The organism is Lacrimispora sp. (genome assembly GCF_046972725.1).
Classification (GTDB): Bacteria; Bacillota; Clostridia; order Lachnospirales; family Lachnospiraceae; genus Lacrimispora.
Genome location: NZ_JBKVXF010000001.1, coordinates 12,450 through 29,842 on the forward strand (window position 1 = coordinate 12,450; position 17,393 = coordinate 29,842).

General features: G+C 41.5%; 16 protein-coding genes, 4 tRNA genes and 1 pseudogene. 13 read left to right on the forward strand and 8 right to left on the reverse strand.

All coding sequences use genetic code 11. The features are described 5' to 3' along the window. Positions 1-40: 40 nt before the first annotated feature. The 5 genes from ACLTWA_RS00055 to ACLTWA_RS00075 all read right to left on the reverse strand — a co-directional run bounded on the left by ACLTWA_RS00055 (position 41) and on the right by ACLTWA_RS00075 (position 4,662). Positions 41-538: an NUDIX hydrolase gene (locus ACLTWA_RS00055; protein WP_173750134.1), complete on the reverse strand. Its 498-nt coding sequence runs from the start codon at positions 536-538 to the stop codon at positions 41-43. Beyond that, entirely contained in the window at positions 535-1,743 is a 1,209-nt protein-coding gene (locus ACLTWA_RS00060) for a ribonuclease E/G (protein ID WP_226853452.1), read from the reverse strand. The genes ACLTWA_RS00055 and ACLTWA_RS00060 overlap by 4 nt, the downstream gene beginning before the upstream one ends. Further along, positions 1,736-2,443 carry a TIGR03936 family radical SAM-associated protein gene (locus ACLTWA_RS00065; protein WP_173750135.1) on the reverse strand — a complete coding sequence of 236 codons (708 nt, stop codon included), beginning with the start codon at positions 2,441-2,443 and terminating at the stop codon, positions 1,736-1,738. Before ACLTWA_RS00065 ends, ACLTWA_RS00060 begins: the two co-directional genes overlap by 8 nt. Continuing rightward, on the reverse strand, positions 2,433-4,292 hold the full coding sequence (locus tag ACLTWA_RS00070; RefSeq protein ID WP_291683575.1) for a TIGR03960 family B12-binding radical SAM protein: 1,860 nt from the start codon (positions 4,290-4,292) through the stop codon (positions 2,433-2,435). The genes ACLTWA_RS00065 and ACLTWA_RS00070 overlap by 11 nt, the downstream gene beginning before the upstream one ends. 286 nt (positions 4,293-4,578) lie before the next feature. Next, positions 4,579-4,662: transfer RNA gene (locus ACLTWA_RS00075), tRNA-Leu, on the reverse strand. A 157-nt stretch (positions 4,663-4,819) separates the two neighbouring features. On the opposite strand from ACLTWA_RS00075, the gene ACLTWA_RS00080 reads away from it, so the two are divergent. The 3 genes from ACLTWA_RS00080 (at position 4,820) to ACLTWA_RS00090 (ending at position 5,306) form a co-directional block, all read left to right on the forward strand. Next, a tRNA-Leu gene (locus tag ACLTWA_RS00080) sits at positions 4,820-4,903 on the forward strand. 48 nt (positions 4,904-4,951) lie between these two features. Then, positions 4,952-5,035 (forward strand) — tRNA-Leu (locus ACLTWA_RS00085). A gap of 187 nt (positions 5,036-5,222) precedes the next feature. Further along, a tRNA-Leu gene (locus tag ACLTWA_RS00090) sits at positions 5,223-5,306 on the forward strand. A 207-nt stretch (positions 5,307-5,513) separates the two neighbouring features. Here the strand turns inward: ACLTWA_RS00090 and ACLTWA_RS00095 are convergent. Then, on the reverse strand, positions 5,514-7,154 hold the full coding sequence (locus tag ACLTWA_RS00095) for a diguanylate cyclase domain-containing protein (RefSeq protein WP_412325530.1): 1,641 nt from the start codon (positions 7,152-7,154) through the stop codon (positions 5,514-5,516). Positions 7,155-7,344: 190 nt separating this feature from the next. Then, complete coding sequence (locus tag ACLTWA_RS00100) at positions 7,345-8,562, reverse strand: 6-phosphofructokinase (RefSeq protein WP_412325531.1); 1,218 nt, start codon at positions 8,560-8,562, stop codon at positions 7,345-7,347. Between the two features lie 494 nt (positions 8,563-9,056). On the opposite strand from ACLTWA_RS00100, the gene ACLTWA_RS00105 reads away from it, so the two are divergent. The 9 genes and pseudogenes from ACLTWA_RS00105 (at position 9,057) to ACLTWA_RS00145 (ending at position 15,237) form a co-directional block, all read left to right on the forward strand. Beyond that, positions 9,057-9,620 carry a GNAT family N-acetyltransferase gene (locus ACLTWA_RS00105; RefSeq protein ID WP_412325532.1) on the forward strand — a complete coding sequence of 188 codons (564 nt, stop codon included), beginning with the start codon at positions 9,057-9,059 and terminating at the stop codon, positions 9,618-9,620. Between the two features lie 341 nt (positions 9,621-9,961). Beyond that, the gene (locus ACLTWA_RS00110; protein WP_412325533.1) at positions 9,962-11,536 is read left to right on the forward strand and encodes a flotillin family protein; all 1,575 of its coding nucleotides are present in this window, start codon (positions 9,962-9,964) and stop codon (positions 11,534-11,536) included. 76 nt (positions 11,537-11,612) lie between these two features. Beyond that, on the forward strand, positions 11,613-11,978 hold the full coding sequence (locus ACLTWA_RS00115; protein WP_412325534.1) for a molecular chaperone Hsp90: 366 nt from the start codon (positions 11,613-11,615) through the stop codon (positions 11,976-11,978). 41 nt (positions 11,979-12,019) lie between these two features. Next, complete coding sequence (locus tag ACLTWA_RS00120) at positions 12,020-12,343, forward strand: glutaredoxin (RefSeq protein ID WP_412325535.1); 324 nt, start codon at positions 12,020-12,022, stop codon at positions 12,341-12,343. 112 nt (positions 12,344-12,455) lie between these two features. Beyond that, positions 12,456-12,659: a holin gene (locus ACLTWA_RS00125; RefSeq protein WP_412325536.1), complete on the forward strand. Its 204-nt coding sequence runs from the start codon at positions 12,456-12,458 to the stop codon at positions 12,657-12,659. Positions 12,660-12,869: 210 nt separating this feature from the next. Next, positions 12,870-12,983: pseudogene (locus ACLTWA_RS00130) on the forward strand (rubredoxin-like domain-containing protein); the annotation flags it as partial. A gap of 321 nt (positions 12,984-13,304) precedes the next feature. Beyond that, positions 13,305-14,024: a GntR family transcriptional regulator gene (locus tag ACLTWA_RS00135; RefSeq protein WP_412325537.1), complete on the forward strand. Its 720-nt coding sequence runs from the start codon at positions 13,305-13,307 to the stop codon at positions 14,022-14,024. 14 nt (positions 14,025-14,038) lie between these two features. Continuing rightward, positions 14,039-14,872 carry a sulfite exporter TauE/SafE family protein gene (locus ACLTWA_RS00140; protein WP_412325538.1) on the forward strand — a complete coding sequence of 278 codons (834 nt, stop codon included), beginning with the start codon at positions 14,039-14,041 and terminating at the stop codon, positions 14,870-14,872. Further along, complete coding sequence (locus tag ACLTWA_RS00145; RefSeq protein ID WP_412325539.1) at positions 14,869-15,237, forward strand: DUF1634 domain-containing protein; 369 nt, start codon at positions 14,869-14,871, stop codon at positions 15,235-15,237. The genes ACLTWA_RS00140 and ACLTWA_RS00145 overlap by 4 nt, the downstream gene beginning before the upstream one ends. A 102-nt stretch (positions 15,238-15,339) precedes the next feature. Here the strand turns inward: ACLTWA_RS00145 and ACLTWA_RS00150 are convergent, their stop codons facing one another. After that, positions 15,340-16,299 (reverse strand): ketopantoate reductase family protein, encoded by a 960-nt coding sequence (locus tag ACLTWA_RS00150; RefSeq protein WP_412325540.1) that lies wholly within the window; start codon positions 16,297-16,299, stop codon positions 15,340-15,342. Positions 16,300-16,442: 143 nt separating this feature from the next. Here ACLTWA_RS00150 and ACLTWA_RS00155 point away from each other — a divergent pair, with 143 nt between their 5' ends. Next, entirely contained in the window at positions 16,443-17,348 is a 906-nt protein-coding gene (locus tag ACLTWA_RS00155) for a LysR family transcriptional regulator (RefSeq protein WP_412325541.1), read from the forward strand. The last annotated feature ends 45 nt before the right edge of the window (positions 17,349-17,393 follow it).

Consider the following 17,393-nt stretch of genomic DNA (forward strand, 5'->3'; position numbering starts at 1 on the left):
GAATATGAAAGAGTGAGCTATTTTGGATAGAAGAAAAGTTTCATAAATCCAGTGTCCTTCCATCCAAAACCGCCTCTTTCAGTTCATCTTCCACATAGCTGAGTTTGAGAGAAAAGAAAACTCTGTCTTCCTCCAGAAGACGGAAAAAAATCTTATCCCCCTCCCAGAGATTTAACCGGAACAAATCTTTTTTATCCACCCATTCCAGTACGCCTTCCTCACATTCAGTGATTTCACCTTCGTATGCATCTGCCGTATACAGGCACATGTACTCTGTTTCTGAAAAATCTCCGTCTGTTTTTTCCAGATGAAAGGTAACCAATCCGCGAAAACGGTAGGAAGTGAGCGTCAGTCCGGTTTCCTCGTGAACTTCCCGGAGGAGGCACTCCTCCGGACTCTCATTGGCTTCAAAATGGCCGCCAACGCCAATCCATTTATCTTTGTTTACGTCATTTTTCTTTGAAACCCGGTGCAGCATCAGATACTGTTCCTGGTTTTCAATATAACACAAGGTGGTCAGCTGGGACTTTTCTTTCAAGATACAACCTCCTTTGCCAGTTCTTTCATTTCTTCTGTAAGAGACTTCCGCACTTTTTTTCTGGTTACTTCCACGATGTTCAGGGAAGTCATATCAACCACCGTTCCTTTTACCGGGTCACGATTTAAATACGCCTGCAGATTTTCCATCAGTTCTTTTTTATGCTTCGGGCTTTTCATGTTAATAAAGTCGATGAGAATGATACCGGACAGGTTTCGGAGTCTTAGCTGCAAAGCAATCTCTGCGGCCGCTTCCAGGTTGATTTTTCGAAAGGTTTCCTCCATTTCTTTATTTGCTGTAAACTTTCCGGTATTGACGTCAATACACACAAAAGCCTCGGTCTGCTGAATGACCAGAAAGCCGCCGGATTTCAGCCAGACTTTTTCATGCAGTCCATGTTCCAGGGCGCTTTCCAGGCTGTACAATTTGTAGAGCGGAAGGAGTTTGTCCTCATACAAGCGGATTTGTGTGTTTTCGGGAAAGGCGGTTTTGGCATAACTGGAAACCGCTTCATACAAGGACTTGTTATCCGTCACAATTTCTTCCAGATGTTCGGTGTATACGTTCTGCAAAACCTGCATATATTCCGGCAGGCTTTCTTCCAGAAGAGAAAAGCATACCCGGGATGTTCCTTTCAATAAAACCTGTTGGTATCTCTGCACCAGCAAATCCAGTTCTATCAGAATCTCCTCATCAGCTGCATTCCGGCTGTTGGTTCTGACAATGATACCTGCATTTTCCGGCATGCGGTTTTCCAGAAGTTCCCGAAAACGCTGTTTTTCCGCTTTTGTCAGTTTCCCGGAAAAACCAAGTTCTTTTCTGTGAGAAGTGAGCACCAGATAATGACCGGTAAAATTCAGATTGCCTGTCACATAGGGAAGTTTGCTTTTTATTCCTTCCCGAGCCACCTGTACCACAATTTCGTCTCCCGGTTTGATTTCTTCATTCTTTTTGGGATTGGCAAAAACAGGCGGTTCCTTTTCATCCAAGGAGTAGTAGCACATTTGGCCTTCTGCAATTTCCACAAAAGCTGCATGAATATTTTTAGCAAGATTTTTTACTTTTCCAATATAAATATTTCCCAGAATACAGCTTTTTGACATTCCCATGGGATTTATCTGACAGATACGCCCGTTTTCTTCTAACGCAGCCGTCAGCATGGGAATGCCTTTGTATTCCATGGGAGTCAGTATCAGCCTACTCAAGGTCTTCTCCCAGGTTTTCCAGAGAAATCAGTTTTCGTTCCGTTTCTGTCCCTTTATCTGCATATACTTCCAGGCGATGCACCAAAAGAGAAAAACTATCAAATTCTTTCTCGCAGAACTGATAAAATGCTTCCATTACCAGCTCCGGCTTGGTATTTTTGACACTTCCGGCTGCAAGCTGAAGGAATATTCCTCCGTTATCTAAATGTAAGTCATAAATAAAAGGTTTAATGTCCACCTCTTTTTCATTCTTTTTCGTTTTCTTTACAACCAGAATTTCCGGCTGTTCCATAAAGGCCTGTACCTTTTCTTTCCAGTCGTCTCCGGGTGCCATACCTTCCCGGAAATTCACCTGATAATCGGCAGCCGCCACAAGAGCCATGGCCGCATTGGCTTTTCCGTCTGGTATCTGCCGGAAACTAAGCACTTTCATACCTTCTGCCATAGTATCATTCAGTCGTCTGATGGCCTCCTTGGACGGTATGGATGTCTGAATTTCCATATCAAAATATTCTGCCGTGCTGGTCACACCTACACCCAGTGGGGCAGCAAAAGACATAATCATATGGGGACTGAATCCTTCAGAATACGCCACATCAATGTCCGCCCTGCGGATAGCTTTCTGAAAATACCTCATAATATCCAGATGCCCGATAAATTTCATGGCTCCCTGTTTTGCAAATTTTACTCTAACCTTCAATGCAGACACCTCCTTTGTAAGCTGCCGCACCGCAGCCGGAACATTTCATTCTGCAGTTTGGCGTAACTGCTTCCTGATGGGCTTTTTCCCATTCTTTTTCCAGGAATTTCCGTGTTACTCCAATGGACAGGAAATCCCACGGGAAAATTTCGTCCAGCGGGCGCTCTCTTAAAGTATAAAATTCCGGGTCAAGACCTGCCTCTTCAAAAGCGTCCATCCAGAGGTCATAGCGGAAATATTCGGACCAGGCATCAAAAATAGCACCTTTTCGGTAAGTTGCTTCTAATACGTCCGCCACTCTTCGGTCACCGCGGGCCAGAATTCCCTCTAAAACGGTTACATCAGCTTCGTGATAATTGTATTTAATACTTTTCTGATTCAACTGTGCTTTAATCTCTTCCTTGACAATTTTTGCTCGCTCCAGATAATCCTCTTTCCGGAACATTCCGGCCCACTGGAATGGAGTGAAAGGTTTCGGCACAAAGAAAGAAGTGCTGACTACAATCTGGCATTTGCCGTGTCGCTGGTCTTTTGGGATTTCATAATATCTTTTGGCAATGGACTCGGCCAGATGAGCAATTCCTTTCATATCTTCTTCTGTTTCTGTGGGAAGTCCCAGCATAAAGTATAATTTTACTCTACTCCAACCGCCTTCAAAGGCTTTGCCTGCGCCTTCCAGAATGATTTCTTCTGTGAGCCCTTTGTTAATCACATCCCGCATTCTCTGAGTACCTGCTTCCGGTGCAAAGGTCAGGCTGCTTTTTTTGATATCCTGTACTTTACGCATAACGTCCAGAGAAAAAGAGTCAATGCGAAGAGAAGGCAGAGAAATATTCACCTTTCTTTCAGAACAGTCGTCAATCAAATATTCCAGCAATTCCTGCAGTTTAGAATAATCGCTGGTACTCAGAGAACTAAGGGAAATTTCCTCGTGTCCGGTGCTGTCCAGCATGGCTTTTGCTGTATCTTTTAAAAATTTTACATCTCTTTCCCTGGTAGGGCGGTACAGCATACCCGCCTGACAGAAGCGACAGCCGCGAATACAGCCTCTTTGTACTTCCAGAGTTACCCTGTCCTGTGTGGCTTTGATAAAAGGTACGACAGGTTTCCTCGGATAATAGGTGTTGGTGATATCCATAACGACCTGTTTCTCGATTTTTTCTTTTGCATGCGGATTGTTAGGCACAAAAGAGGCAATGGTTCCGTCTTCCTTATAAGTGGTATCGTAGAAGGAAGGTACATAAATTCCGGGAATTTCCGCAGCTCTTTCCAGAAATTCTTTTTTGCTTTTTCCAGCTTTTTTGTATTTTTTATAAGAATCCAAAACTTCTCCGAAGACAGTTTCTCCTTCTCCGATATAGAACAAATCAAAGAATGGCGCCAATGGTTCCGGATTATAAGTACAAGGACCGCCTCCCATAACCAAAGGCCAGCTTTCGTCCCGATCCGCTGCTCTTAAAGGCATACCGCTTAAATCCAGTATCTGCAGAATATTGGTATAACACATTTCGTACTGAATGGTAATTCCCAGAAAGTCAAAATTACGAATCGGATCCTGAGATTCCAATGCAAACAGAGGAATTTTTTTCTCCCGCATCACTTTGTCCAAATCCGGCCAGGGAGAATATACCCTTTCGCACCAGGTATCTTCCCTCTGGTTAAACATGTCATAGAGAATCTGGATTCCCAAATGGGACATTCCGATTTCGTAGACGTCTGGAAAGCACATAGCGAAACGGATATCTACCTCATCTTTGTTTTTCATTACCGAGTTCACTTCATTCCCGATATAGCGGGCTGGTTTCTCGATTTTTAGTAATATTTCATCGCTTAAAGCTAGTTTTCTCATGAAAACCTCCATTTTTTAGATTTTATTAACTGTAAAGCAAGGTTCCTTTACTGTTTATACAGAAATATACCGACTATCATTTTTATAATAGACATCATGTATCCTATTTTATCTCCTAAATTGTACTAAATACTGTTCCCTCTGTCAAATCTTACTGGATTTCTGACTGAAATTTTGCAAAAATACAAAAGAGAAAGTAGTGCTGCTAAAGAAGGGAGAGAGAAATGAAAAGGGCTGAAACCCTTTGTATTTAGGATTTCAGCCCTCTTTACACTCTGTATAAAACTGCGGGAGATGGGACTTGAACCCACACGTCTATACAGACACAAGATCCTTAGTCTTGCCTGTCTGCCAATTCCAGCACTCCCGCACAACGAATCTTATCTTACCATTTTCCGGAAGAATTGTCAATGTTTTTTGAAAAATATATACAAAAAACAATTTGAAAATAATTGGAAAAACATATTGACAGAAGTGGGCTTGTATACTATAATAGCTATTGTTGTTGCGAAAGATAACAACGAAATGCAGAAGTGGCGGAATTGGCAGACGCGCACGGTTCAGGTCCGTGTGGTAGCAATACCTTGAGGGTTCAAGTCCCTTCTTCTGCATGAAACCTTACAGAGTGTCATGGCTGTCTGGTTTTTATTTAATGACATGCGGGAGTGCTGGAATTGGCAGACAGGCAAGACTAAGGATCTTGTGGTTGTATGATCGTGTGGGTTCAAGTCCCATCTCCCGCATTTATGTGAGAATCTCCCTGTGAGGTTCTTTTTTTGATTTTATGGACAGTTCTGTGTTCCTGCAAAATCAAAAAGCTGTTTCGTATTTACAACAGACATAAAAAAGTTGAAATAGTGCTTGATTAATCCTGAAAAGTATAGTATTATAATTTGTATAAATTAATTGTTCAATTCGTACAATTAATAAGCAGAAGTGGCGGAATTGGCAGACGCGCACGGTTCAGGTCCGTGTGGTAGCAATACCTTGAGGGTTCAAGTCCCTTCTTCTGCATATGTGATGAGAAAGGTCCTGCGGTGAACCGCAGGGCTTTTTTTATCGTATCGGAAAGTTCGTCCTATACGATAAAAAAACCTCCGAAGGGATCGCACGGCGGCGTTGGGGTATCCTGCCGTTTAGGCGACCCGCCGCAGGCGGAGAATTCCGCTTGCAGGATTCTTTCTTATAAAAGTAGAAAGAGAGTACGGATAACAATTGTTTTCAGCACTCTTTCATACTCATACCATGTTCATAAACCGTGTATTGATTTCTTCCGTGTTTTTTGGCATGATAGAGAGCAATGTCTGCTTTTTCATATAATTCTTCAAAACTGGTTCCGTCTTCCGGATATGCGGCGGTACCAAGACTTCCTGATATGTGGGCTTCCGGTTCTAAGGCACTTCCGATTAAGTTGCATAAGTTTTCCAGCCGGGCGTACAAATCCATACTATAGGAGACATCCTTTAAGAGAATAATAAATTCATCTCCCCCCAGACGGCCGAAAATGTCATCTCTTCTTAAGGCTGACTTCAATCTTGAGGCGGCCCGGTGCAGAGCCTTGTCTCCGAACTGGTGCCCATAGCTGTCATTTAACTGCTTGAAACGGTCTATGTCCAGCATAATAAGGATATGATGGCTCTGGCTGTTTTTTAAAGCGTGACGTATGGACCTGATGGCGGTGGCCCGGTTCAGCAGACCCGTAAGGGAATCCAGCTCTGACAGCTCTTGCAGTGTAATGGCTTCCCGCTTGGTGGCGTCGATATCTTTGATCAGAATAAAAGCCTTGATGGTGTCTGTATATGGGTCTGAAACGATTTGTACCATGCCAAGCGCCCATATCATGCTGCCGTCTGGTCTTAAGCGGCGGTGTTCCAGCCGAAGGGAGCGGTTCCCTCTGTAATAGTGGGAGAGTAATTGCTCCTTGTTGAAAAATTGAAGGTACATTTCCCTGTCCTCTTCGTAAATAAAATGTTCCGCAGTAAAGCACATGATGTCAGAAAAGGAATTGGAGGCGTAATCCGGCAGGTTTGCCGCCAGCTCCCCGATTATTTCTTCAAACAAATCAAATTTCAGATTATACTCATAATAACCGATGCAGTTTTTTTTCTGTTCCTCCATGTAATCCATCCACCGTTGATAAGCCAGCTCTTTTTCATATTCATCAGTTATATCCTGACAGGAGATGATGCTTCGGACCGGTGCCTGGTTTTCCGTGCAGAGCAGGGAATAGCGGGTGGCAAACCAGCGGTAATTATCACCTGTTCTCAAACGCACGATACATTTTCCTTCTGGTTTTCCTTCTCCCATGGAATGAAAAAAATCAAGAAAATCCATAATACTTTCTTTATGTACAATGTTATTTTCAATAAGGAGTTCCGGGGACAGAGGCTGGGCATGCGGGAATGAAAAGTTTCTGGAAAATTCAGGGGTGGGTGAAATGGTTCTGGAAGGAATATCATAAATGCTTACAAGACAGCTGGAATGCTGGGTGGCAAGACGATATTGTTCTTCTCTGAGGCGCAGACGCTCCTGGGATTTCTTTCTATCTGTAATGTCTGATACAGCACAGTATAAAATATCTTCCTCAGTAATATAATTCACTTCCATGGAAAACCAGATATACATATTGTCTGAATCTGTTTTAAATTCCAATAAGAAGCGGTTCCTGCCGTTTGAAAGATGACATCGGATCTCTTTTGCAAGTGCTTCATATTCCGGTCCGTGTACAAGGTCTTTTAAGACAGAGGGTGAGTGGAACCAGGACCTGATGGCCTGATTGCAGTAGAGGATAGTAAAAGGCTCCCTGGTATTTAGCTTCAGTATGCCGCAAGGAATGCGATCTAAAAAGGATTCTCCGTTCATTTTTCACTTTCTCCCATATGTGCTTTTCAAATATAGAATAAGCTTTATTAGAATATATGAGACATGCAGTAAAAAAATGCTATAAGAATTACAAAAAACAAACTTTTCTTTTATTCGAGGTTTTACTTGAAACCTAAAAAAGAATTGTCTTTTTAAGACAATCCTTTTAGAAATTTTGCTGTTTGTGTATTTATTTTCTGTAAATATAAACGGGAAGACCGTCTTCCATCTTTCTTTTAGGTTCTCCCTGGATAAGAGGAAGGGCATAGTTAAGAAAATCAGATGTAACGTCGGTTCCGTTTGCGCAGATCCATTCTGAGGGAAACAGCTTTTCCTTGTTGCATACTTCATTCACATCAACAGTCATGCATTCCATGGCATAAGGGGAATGTGAGGTGCGCTTAAAGGCAATCATCATGCCGGTGGCGCCCTTTATTGCGGCTCTGACCCCTTCGGTACCAGCTTGTACCGATTCTTCAATGTCAACAGCAGAGGCCAGCATACCGCTGCACCGCTGATTCACATTCAATTCTACGGAGCGAACCTTTACACCAAAACGGTTCCTTACAAAGTTTTCCAGTATTTTACCACTGCCGGTCAGCATTTTGTGGCCAAAAGAATCTAACTGGACGTCATCAGAATATTCGCATATAAATTTCCCTTTGGAATCAGATATACCTTCTGAAACACAGATAATTACAGAGCTTTTTTGGGTAAGTGCATGCTGCACATCAAAAGCAAACTGTTCAAAATCAAAATCCGATTCCGGAAGGTATATAAGGACAGGATTGTCTCCTTTAAATTTTCTTGCCATAGCGCTGGCAGCCGTGAGCCATCCGGCATGGCGACCCATCAGTTCTATAATAGTGACGGATTTCTGCTGATAGACCGATGAATCTAAAACGATCTCGCGGACCGTATCAGCCACATATTTGGCAGCACTTCCATATCCGGGAGTGTGATCAGTAAGAACCAGGTCGTTATCAATGGTTTTGGGTATTCCGATAAAGTGGATATCACTTTGGTGGTGGGACGCGTAGCGGGAAAGCTTGCTTACCGTGTCCATAGAATCGTTTCCGCCAATATAAAAGAAATATCCGATTTCCATTGCCCGGAATTTTTCAAAGAGAGCAGGGTAAAAAGGAGAAGAAAGATCATCCGGAAGCTTATAGCGGCAGGAGCCTAAATAAGCGGCCGGCGTCATTTTAAGCAGTTCCAGTTCTTCTGCCGTCAAATCCTTTGACAGGTCCATATAATTGCCGGACATGAAGCCTTCGATGCCGTTAATCATGCCATAGACCTGTTTGATTTCTTCATGAGCCATTCCTTCTTTAATAATACCGTAAAGGCTTGCATTAATTACAGCGGTGGGGCCTCCGGATTGTCCTACGATTGCATTTTTCTTCATGTATAATATCCTCCAGATTTGCGTATGCCACAGGCACGCTTCTTATTCTATAATAGAAAGCAGATCTTTGCAACGGTCATTTCCTTATATTTACCGCTTGAAAGACGATGGAACGTAAAAATCCATGTATGTGCGATGCTTTTGGGGAACTGGAAAATGGAGGGAGAGAAGGGGCCGGAAAGAAATAAGAGTCCCGTAAAAGGGAGGAGCCGGTGAAATGTGGGTTTCACCGGCGAGTTATGAAAAAAAGTTTTTATAAAACAAGTTATGGGGTTGCTCTTGTTTATGTTTAAAGTATAATTGATAGATATGAAAAAAGTTTGTAGAACATGTAAATAAATTTTGTACGGCTTGTGAAAAAAATGTGAAGTATAAGTAATGCTGATGTAAAGGCAGTTTTGGAATGCTTGTACAAAGTAAACAGAATTGATCTTGATAGTCAGCGGCTAAAGAAGTATTATATTAGTACAGTTATTTTTAAAGGAGAAAGAGATATGAATATAGTTACCTCCCGTTTACTTCTGCGTCCTTTTGCCAAACAGGATATATTCGATGTTTTTGAATATTGCAGCCAGAAAGGGTTGGGGGAAATGGCAGGATGGCGCGTACACAAATCAGTAATACAAACGGAACGTGTTCTTTCTGACTGGATCATGCAGGGGCATAAGCTGGCAATAACTTTGCTTGATAGCGGGAAGGTTATCGGTCACATTTCCATTGATGAGGATTCAGAAGAAGGACGTAAAGATACCAGGGAGCTAGGGTTTGTATTAAACCGTAATTATCATCGAAAAGGTATAATGTCAGAAGCTGTAAATGCAGTTTTGGACGATCTCTTTCACCATGGAGTTTTATACGTATGGGCATGCTGCTTCCAGGATAATTTAGCATCAAAAGGGCTAATTGAAAAGTGTGGATTTGCATATCAGCAGGAGGGAACCTATGAAGCTGAAGAATTTCATGAAAAGTTTTTTTCTTATGAATATCGCCTTTCAGCAAAGCAGTGGAGAGATAATATGTCAAAAACACAAAATTTAATTCAGGCGGATATTGGTTGATGATGCTGACGCGATATTCTGTCAGAAATCTTGTTTATTTAATAGTAATTGACATACCTTCAATTATTGGTAAAATAAAGGAAGAAGGATTTATCAGATAATTATTTTAAAGCATTGCATGATAATCCATTCTAAAACTTTACTATATATTACAATCTTAAACTTTGCATATAAAAATCTTTTGAAATGTTTTATGCCTAAAAAGCATATTTATAATTTTAAAACAGTAAAATCTATATTGGTATGGCCTACGCTTCTGTAATCTTAAAAGCTATGCCCGGTTATTTATATGTAAGGTATGAGTTATAATGTATGATAAATAGTAAAAAGGAGAGCAAATTATGTTTGAAGCGTTATTACCATTTTTTCCGGCTGTTTTAGCCATTGTTATATTAGGAATTCTTGCTTCCGGTTATGTAAAGGCACCGCCAGATACCGCGTATATTATTTCCGGTCTTAAAAAGAAGACGAAGATTTTGATTGGCCGTGCAGGAATTAAGATTCCTTTTCTGGAAAGGCTTGATAAGTTAAACCTTAAACTGATTCCGCTTGACATCATAACGAAGGACCCTGTACCAACGCAGGATTGCATTAACATCTTTGTTGATGCCGCTGTAAACGTAAAGATTAAAGCAGAGGACAAATCCATTGATCTGGCTGCACAGAACTTTTTGAATAAGACTTCTGAGGAAATCGGAGCAATTGTATCAGAAGTTTTGGAAGGTAATGTCCGGGAGATCATCTGTACGATGAAATTGCGTGAATTGATTGGCGACAGAAAAACATTTGTCAGTAAGGTTTCTGAAAATGTCATTCCGGATTTAGAGAAGATGGGGATTGAGTTAGTCAGTTTCAATGTTCAGAACTTCCGGGATGAGAATGATGTCATTAATAATCTGGGTATCGACAATATTTCACAGATTAAAAAGGATGCGGCAATCGCAAAGGCAAATGCCAACAAAGAAGTCGCGATTGCACAGTCGGCAGCAGACAGAGAAGCAAACGATGCCAGAGTCAATGCGGAAACAGAAATTGCCACAAGAAATAATGAGCTTGAGATTAAGAAGGCCGAATTAAAGCAAATATCGGATTCAAAGAAGGCACAGGCGGATGCGGCATATGAAATTCAGCAGCAGGAACAGCAAAAGACAATTCAGACTGCAACAGTGAATGCACAGATTGCCAGAACGGAGAGAGAAGCAGAGCTGAAAAGTAAGGAAGTTGCAGTTATGCAGCAGACTTTAGAGGCGGAAATCAATAAAAAAGCAGATGCAGACCGTTATTCCGTAGAGCAGAAAGCTGCCGCAGAGTTAGCCAGAAGGCAAAAAGAAGCGGAAGCGAAAAAGTATGAGCAGGAAAAAGAAGCAGAAGCAAAAATGGCTCAGGCTGAGGCTGAAAAATATGCAATGCTCCAGGAAGCAGAAGGTATAAAGGCAAAGGGAGAAGCAGAAGCAGCCGCTATTCAGGCAAAAGGGTTGGCAGAGGCGGAAGCAATGGAAAAGAAAGCAGAAGCTTACCAGAAGTATAATAAAGTTGCCATGGCTGAAATGATGATTAAGGTGCTCCCGGAAATTGCCGGAAAGATTGCAGAGCCTCTTTCACAGATCGATAAGATTACCATTATCGGAGGAAACGGTGGAGCTGGAGACGGAATCAGCTCTGTTGCCGGAAATGTGCCGATTGTAATGGCTAAATTGTTTGAATCAATGAAGGAAGCAACGGGAGTTGACCTTTCTGAAATTATGAAGGCCGATACATATGATGCAAAAGTAACCAAGAATCTTAATATTACCGGCATCCCGGAACATGCATCTGCTTCGGATGCAGCGAAAGCGGTAATAGCAGTAGAAGCCGCTAATGAGACCAAAGAGGAAACAGCTGAATCCGGCAAAACGCTTGATGAAAAGCAGCAGTAATAGAAAAAGAAGAGCAAAAGTACAACGGTTATGGTAAAATGATTATAAAATTCACAGAAAAGAGGTTATAATAATTATGGATAAAGAATTATTAAATTATGTTATTGAAAAAACTCATGAATTTATGAGTGCACCATCATGCAGCAAGGAGGCAAAAGAAGCCGCACAGATCTGGTTGGATGCTGTTGGAACGGATAGAGAAGCGGTGGAAACAAAAAAGTATATTGATCAATTGGAACAAGATATTATGCCGGTCGATGGGCTGATTGGTTTAGCAGAATCTGAGGAAGGAATGAAGTTTTTGGGAGCGGATGTTGCGAAGAACATTGCAATGCATGCAAAGGAAATCAAATCCGCAGGAAAAAAATATTGTGATTGCCCGGCTTGTTCGGCGGTAGAAGCAATTCTTGAGAAGAAGGATACGATTCTCAAAGAGGTTTAAGCGGTCAGACCCTGTCTTTGATTACAGAATGTGAGGTAAATATGAAGATAACCATGTATGGAGCAGAAATCTGCAGTGATTGCGTTAAAGCGAAAAAGAGTTTGTCTGCACTTGATAATATTGAATTGGATTATAAAAATATCATTGGTGATACTGCAACTTTAAAAGAATTTTTGGCTTATCGTGATAACGACAGTATTTTTAAAGAGGTGAAACAGTCCGGCAGAATCGGAATACCATTTTTTATATTGGAGAATGGAGAAAAGACCTTGGATATTGGCCGGTTCATAGATATGCCTGATGTGGAAGATGATGCAGAGAACACAGCACCTTCCTGTTCTATTGATAAAAAAGGGCAATGCTGATGAAATTGATATAATTTAACCTTCTTATTCCAGACATTAGTGCTGATATGCCTAATAATAGCATATTTTATATTGTAGCATATAATATCTGGTGGATAAGGAGGACAAGTAAATGAATAAGGAATACTTATTAAAATGGGCGAAGGCTGCAGGAATAAGAGCGATTAAGACAATGGCACAGACAGCGGCAGCTGCTATCGGTACTACAGCAGTAATGTCAGGCGTAGACTGGGTACTGGTAGGATCTACGGCAGCGCTTGCCGGAATCATGTCGCTTCTTACATCAATTGCAGGACTTCCGGAATTAAAAGAATAGTATTTGATGGCACAAGGTTTTGGCCCGGGGAATCCCGGGCCTTTTTTATAGAATTACTTTAACCCCCGTTACAATCGAATGTACGTTCTGAAAAATAAAAAATTTTATAGAAAAAAACGTTCAGTGATTGACAAATCAGGAATAGTGATTAATACTAGTAGTAATCAAATGATATTGATTAATTTTTTCAATTTAAGGAGGCATGTATTTATGAAGTTATTCAAATGTACAGTATGCGGTTATGTTTATGAGGGAGAGACAGCTCCAGAAAAATGTCCAAAATGTAAAATGGGCGCAGATAAGTTCGAAGAACTTAGCGCAGAAGACGCAGAAAAGATCTACCGTTCTGACCGTACCAATGCCATTCACATGGAAGTTATTACTCTGGCAGAAAAAATCATTGCACTGAGTCAGGAAGGAATCGAAGACAACCTGGACCCAAAATGTCTGGCTGCATTTACTGAGGCAAAAAATGAGGCATGGGTGATTAAGCAGAGATGCAAAACCGAGCTTGCCGGACACATGAAATTAGGAAAATACTAATTAAAATAAAAGAGGCGTCTTTGAGGCGTCTCTTTTTCTTGACGAATAAAAAAATGATGTTATAATATAACATGTATACACAAGTAATCAGGAGGTGCACCGATGATTCAAAAAGACAATGGGTTTCCTTATTATTTACAGATTTATCAGGAGATTCGGGAACGTATCCTTACAAAAGTATATCTTCCCAATCACCTGATTCCATCAGAGAATGATCTGGTAAAGGAATTTGGAGTGACCAGGGCAACGGTAAGGAATGCCATAAAAAAGCTTCAGAGTGAAGGCCTTATTCTGACGGAAAAGGGGAAGGGCTCTTATGTGAACCAGCCAAAGATTGAACAGAGTCTGTTTCGGTTTTATAGTTTTGGAAGGGATCACAGCGAGCTCAATAAAAACTCTGTGCTGCTGGGAATTAAGGATGAGCAGAATGCTGAGGTTCAAAAGGCCCTGAATCTTTCTGACAATCAGAAGGTAAAAAGAATTACCCGTATCCGAAGCCTGAATCATCTGCCTGTGATCATAGAGAATTCATACATTCCATCAGATATTGCTCCGGACATTGAAGCCTATGACCTGGAGAGCCTTTCGATTTATGATCTGTTGGAAAACACATATGGGTGCTGTATATCAAGAGCAAAGGAATTCCTTGATACCTGTGTGACAGACCGTTATTATTCTGAGCTTTTAGAGGTTGATGAGGGAATGCCTGTGTTTTTGATTAAGCGGATTACTTATGATTTGAAGGACATTCCCATTGAGTTTCGTGAGTCTGTCATAAGAAGCGATAAATTTACCTTTTCGGTGGATTTAAAATTAAGATAAAAGGTGGTTGTACGATGATTTCCATAACGGTTGAAATACTGCTCATATCCGTATTTGCAGGTTTTATTGGTTCTCTTCTCGGTCTTGGCGGAGGAATTATCATTACTCCGGCCCTGACCCTGTTACTTGGCATTGACATCAAATATGCGATCGGAGCCAGTATTGTATCTGTGATTGCCACATCCAGCGGTTCTGCCATTGCTTATTTAAGAGATAAGATAACCAATGTGCGGGCAGGCATGTTTTTAGAGATAGCAACGACTACCGGTGCGCTGACAGGAGCAGTCATTGCGGGGGTTGTCAGTACCAGGTATTTATATCTGATATTTGGATTTCTTTTGCTGTATTCCGCTGTGAATATGTTTAAAAAGAGAAATCAGGAATTGCCGCAAAAGTTCCCGGAAAATCCCATGTCCGATAAACTGAAACTGAACGGAAGCTATTATGACAAAGCTCTTGGGCAGACGGTGGATTATCATGTAACAGGAATTTACGGCGGCTTTGGCATGATGTATGCGGCAGGAATCATATCCGGGCTTTTAGGAATCGGAAGCGGCGTCTTTAAAGTAATGGCCATGGATTCCTTTATGAAACTTCCTATGAAGGTATCTACTGCCACAAGCAATTTTATGATCGGTGTTACGGCTGCCGCAAGTGCAGGGATATATTTGACCAGAGGCAATATTGATCCAAAGATTGCGGCACCTGTTGCCCTTGGAGTTCTTCTTGGCGCTGCTGTTGGAACAAAAGTTATGCAACGGCTAAAAAGCACTACCCTGCGTCTGGTTTTTATTCCGGTATTGTTGTATGTTTCCGTTGAGATGATTATGAAAGGTGTGAAGCTATGAGTAAGAATGGTGCAAAAGACAAAGATATTTATGATGGGGAACTTTGGATCAGCAGGACTTTAAGGGTGGGAGTGGCGATAAGTGCTGTCATAACAGGCTTTGGATTACTGTTGTTTGTCCTGACCGGAAACAGCGGGTATCCTTTGGAAAGTTTCCCCACGTCTCTGTCTGAAATATTTAAAGGATTCTTTGCTTTTAAATCTTATGCAATTATTTTAAGCGGACTGTTTGTGTTGATTCTTACACCGGTTTTAAGAGTGGGAGTATCCATAATCACTTTTTTAAGGGAAAAGGATTATTTGTATGTAATAATTACCACAACCGTATTTGTGATTTTAATCATCAGCTTTTTCCTGGGGAAATAAAACTGCGGCCCTACTCTATATGAAAATTATAGATTCACATGAAAATACGCCTTGATACGGGCTGCTATAACCGGAATCAAGACGTTTTTTGTATATTACCATTTATTTAGACGGATTTGCAGCGGCCTCAGTAATTGATTTGAGATAGAGCTGTTCCATGGCATGGATCTGGGTCACAAGCATGTGATTGCAGGGGGTGCAGATTCCATATTCCTGTCCAAGCCTGGCGACAACTCCGTTGATCCGGTCGATCTCTGTGATTCGTTTATTTTGCCGGTCCTGATACATACTGGCATATCCTTCTGCATCATTTTCGCATACATGCTGAACGATTTGCAGTGCTTCCTTCCGGTCAAAGAAGGTGCCGTCTGCTTCTGCAACCATTACACATTCATATACGATTTTTTTGCACAAATCCCAGAGAAAGGAATTGGTAAAAATCTCTCCGATCTTACATTGCATCAGGGTGCTTAGGGCATTGATTCCGCAATTGACCAGCAGCTTCTGCCATAAGACTTTTTGAATGTCTTCAATAATATTCACGTTTATGCCGCTTTTCTCCAGGGCCTTTGCCACCAGTTTCACATCCCGCAGAGATTCTTTACAGGGGAAGTCAGGGCCAATGTTGGTGGGGCCGCAGCCGGAATGATAAAATCTTCCAAGGCCCATGGAAACACTGTTATGGCTGCTGGTTCCTACGATAATCCGTTCCTTTGGTACGAACTGTCCAATATCCCGGTTATTGCCTGCGCCGTTTTGCAGTGTCATCACGATGGTGTCAGAACCCAGCAGTGCCAGGTTTTGCTTCATGGCTTCATAAGTATGGATTCCCTTTACAAATACAATAATAAGATCCTGAACGCCGATATCTGTACCGCTTAACACTGCATTGACAGGGAATGTAGTTTCAGAGCGGTCATATTCAATTTTAGTTATTCCGTCAGAATTTATTTTTTCAACCTGCGGTTTATAGCTGTCCAATAATGTGACGTGATGGAAGGGGGCAAGATAGCTGGCATAAAGACTTCCCATTGCTCCGGCTCCAAGAATTGCAATTTTCATTTGATTCCTCCGCGTTTTTATAAAATACTTATATATAGTATCATGAATATTTTTCTACATATAATGTTGATTTTTCAATAGTACCATGAATGATTTTCATGTATAATATGATGGAAAAGTATGCTGGAAGAATGGAGAAAAATATGGATGTCAACAAATATATACTGTTTGTACGTGCAGTTGAAACCGGAAATCTGTCAAAGGCAGCCGCCCAGTTAAGTTATTCCCAGACGGCTGCCAGCCACATGATTTCTTCCATGGAAGAGGAGCTGGGAATCAAACTTCTTTACCGGGGAAGAAACGGGGTCTCTCTTACGGAAGAAGGGGAACGCATTTATCCTCTGGCAAGAGAAATTGCGGAAAAAGAGGAGGCCATCCGGATTCTGGCCGGAGAGGAAAAGATCCACCATGGCAGGATCCGGATCGGTGTTATAACCAGTGTGGCTGTAAAGTGGATGCCAAGGATTATTATTGAATTCAGGAAATTATATCCTTATGTAGAATTGTATATGAATGATGCCATTAATTATGAGATCATGAAGGACTGGTTTTCCAAGGATGTCATTGACTGTGCATTTACAGCCGAATCAAGCAGGAAGGACAATGAGATTCCTCTGGTCAACGATCCTTACTATGTAATCATGTCTCCCGACCATCCTTTGGGCGCTTATGAAACGATTACCCCCCAGCTGTTAAAAGGTGAGACCTTTGTTATCCCCAGTGAGGGAACCAGTTATGCGGTTGGCAAAATATTGCGCCAGGCAAAGGGAAAGCTGATTGAGCATAATGGATTTTTAAGCGATCAGGCGGCCATTGCCATGGTGTGCGGAGGCTGTGGAATCAGCATTCTGCCTAAGCTGGTACTTGATTCTTATGGTTTTAATGGCTATATAAGAAGAATTCTTGACCCTGAAGTGCATCGCGTCATTTATTTTTGTATCTCCTCAAGGAAAGTACTGCATCCAACCATACGCTGCTTTTCTGCTTTTGCAAGGGAGTGGGTTCAGCAGAACGCAGAAAATGTTATAGATGATATGGTGAAAGTGTGATAATATCCGGCTTTTGCCTATGTTTTTATTGACGCATTCGACAAG

Bases quoted from the DNA above. Each gene is read 5' to 3' on its own strand.
- ACLTWA_RS00095 (WP_412325530.1), bottom strand. From the start codon at position 7,154: ATGAACGGAGAATCCTTTTTAGATCGCATTCCTTGCGGCATACTGAAG.
- ACLTWA_RS00155 (WP_412325541.1), top strand. From the start codon at position 16,443: ATGGATGTCAACAAATATATACTGTTTGTACGTGCAGTTGAAACCGGA.
- ACLTWA_RS00135 (WP_412325537.1), top strand. From the start codon at position 13,305: ATGATTCAAAAAGACAATGGGTTTCCTTATTATTTACAGATTTATCAG.
- ACLTWA_RS00150 (WP_412325540.1), bottom strand. From the start codon at position 16,299: ATGAAAATTGCAATTCTTGGAGCCGGAGCAATGGGAAGTCTTTATGCC.
- ACLTWA_RS00120 (WP_412325535.1), top strand. From the start codon at position 12,020: ATGAAGATAACCATGTATGGAGCAGAAATCTGCAGTGATTGCGTTAAA.
- ACLTWA_RS00115 (WP_412325534.1), top strand. From the start codon at position 11,613: ATGGATAAAGAATTATTAAATTATGTTATTGAAAAAACTCATGAATTT.
- ACLTWA_RS00125 (WP_412325536.1), top strand. From the start codon at position 12,456: ATGAATAAGGAATACTTATTAAAATGGGCGAAGGCTGCAGGAATAAGA.
- ACLTWA_RS00070 (WP_291683575.1), bottom strand. From the start codon at position 4,292: ATGAGAAAACTAGCTTTAAGCGATGAAATATTACTAAAAATCGAGAAA.
- ACLTWA_RS00100 (WP_412325531.1), bottom strand. From the start codon at position 8,562: ATGAAGAAAAATGCAATCGTAGGACAATCCGGAGGCCCCACCGCTGTA.
- ACLTWA_RS00140 (WP_412325538.1), top strand. From the start codon at position 14,039: ATGATTTCCATAACGGTTGAAATACTGCTCATATCCGTATTTGCAGGT.
- ACLTWA_RS00105 (WP_412325532.1), top strand. From the start codon at position 9,057: ATGAATATAGTTACCTCCCGTTTACTTCTGCGTCCTTTTGCCAAACAG.
- ACLTWA_RS00110 (WP_412325533.1), top strand. From the start codon at position 9,962: ATGTTTGAAGCGTTATTACCATTTTTTCCGGCTGTTTTAGCCATTGTT.
- ACLTWA_RS00145 (WP_412325539.1), top strand. From the start codon at position 14,869: ATGAGTAAGAATGGTGCAAAAGACAAAGATATTTATGATGGGGAACTT.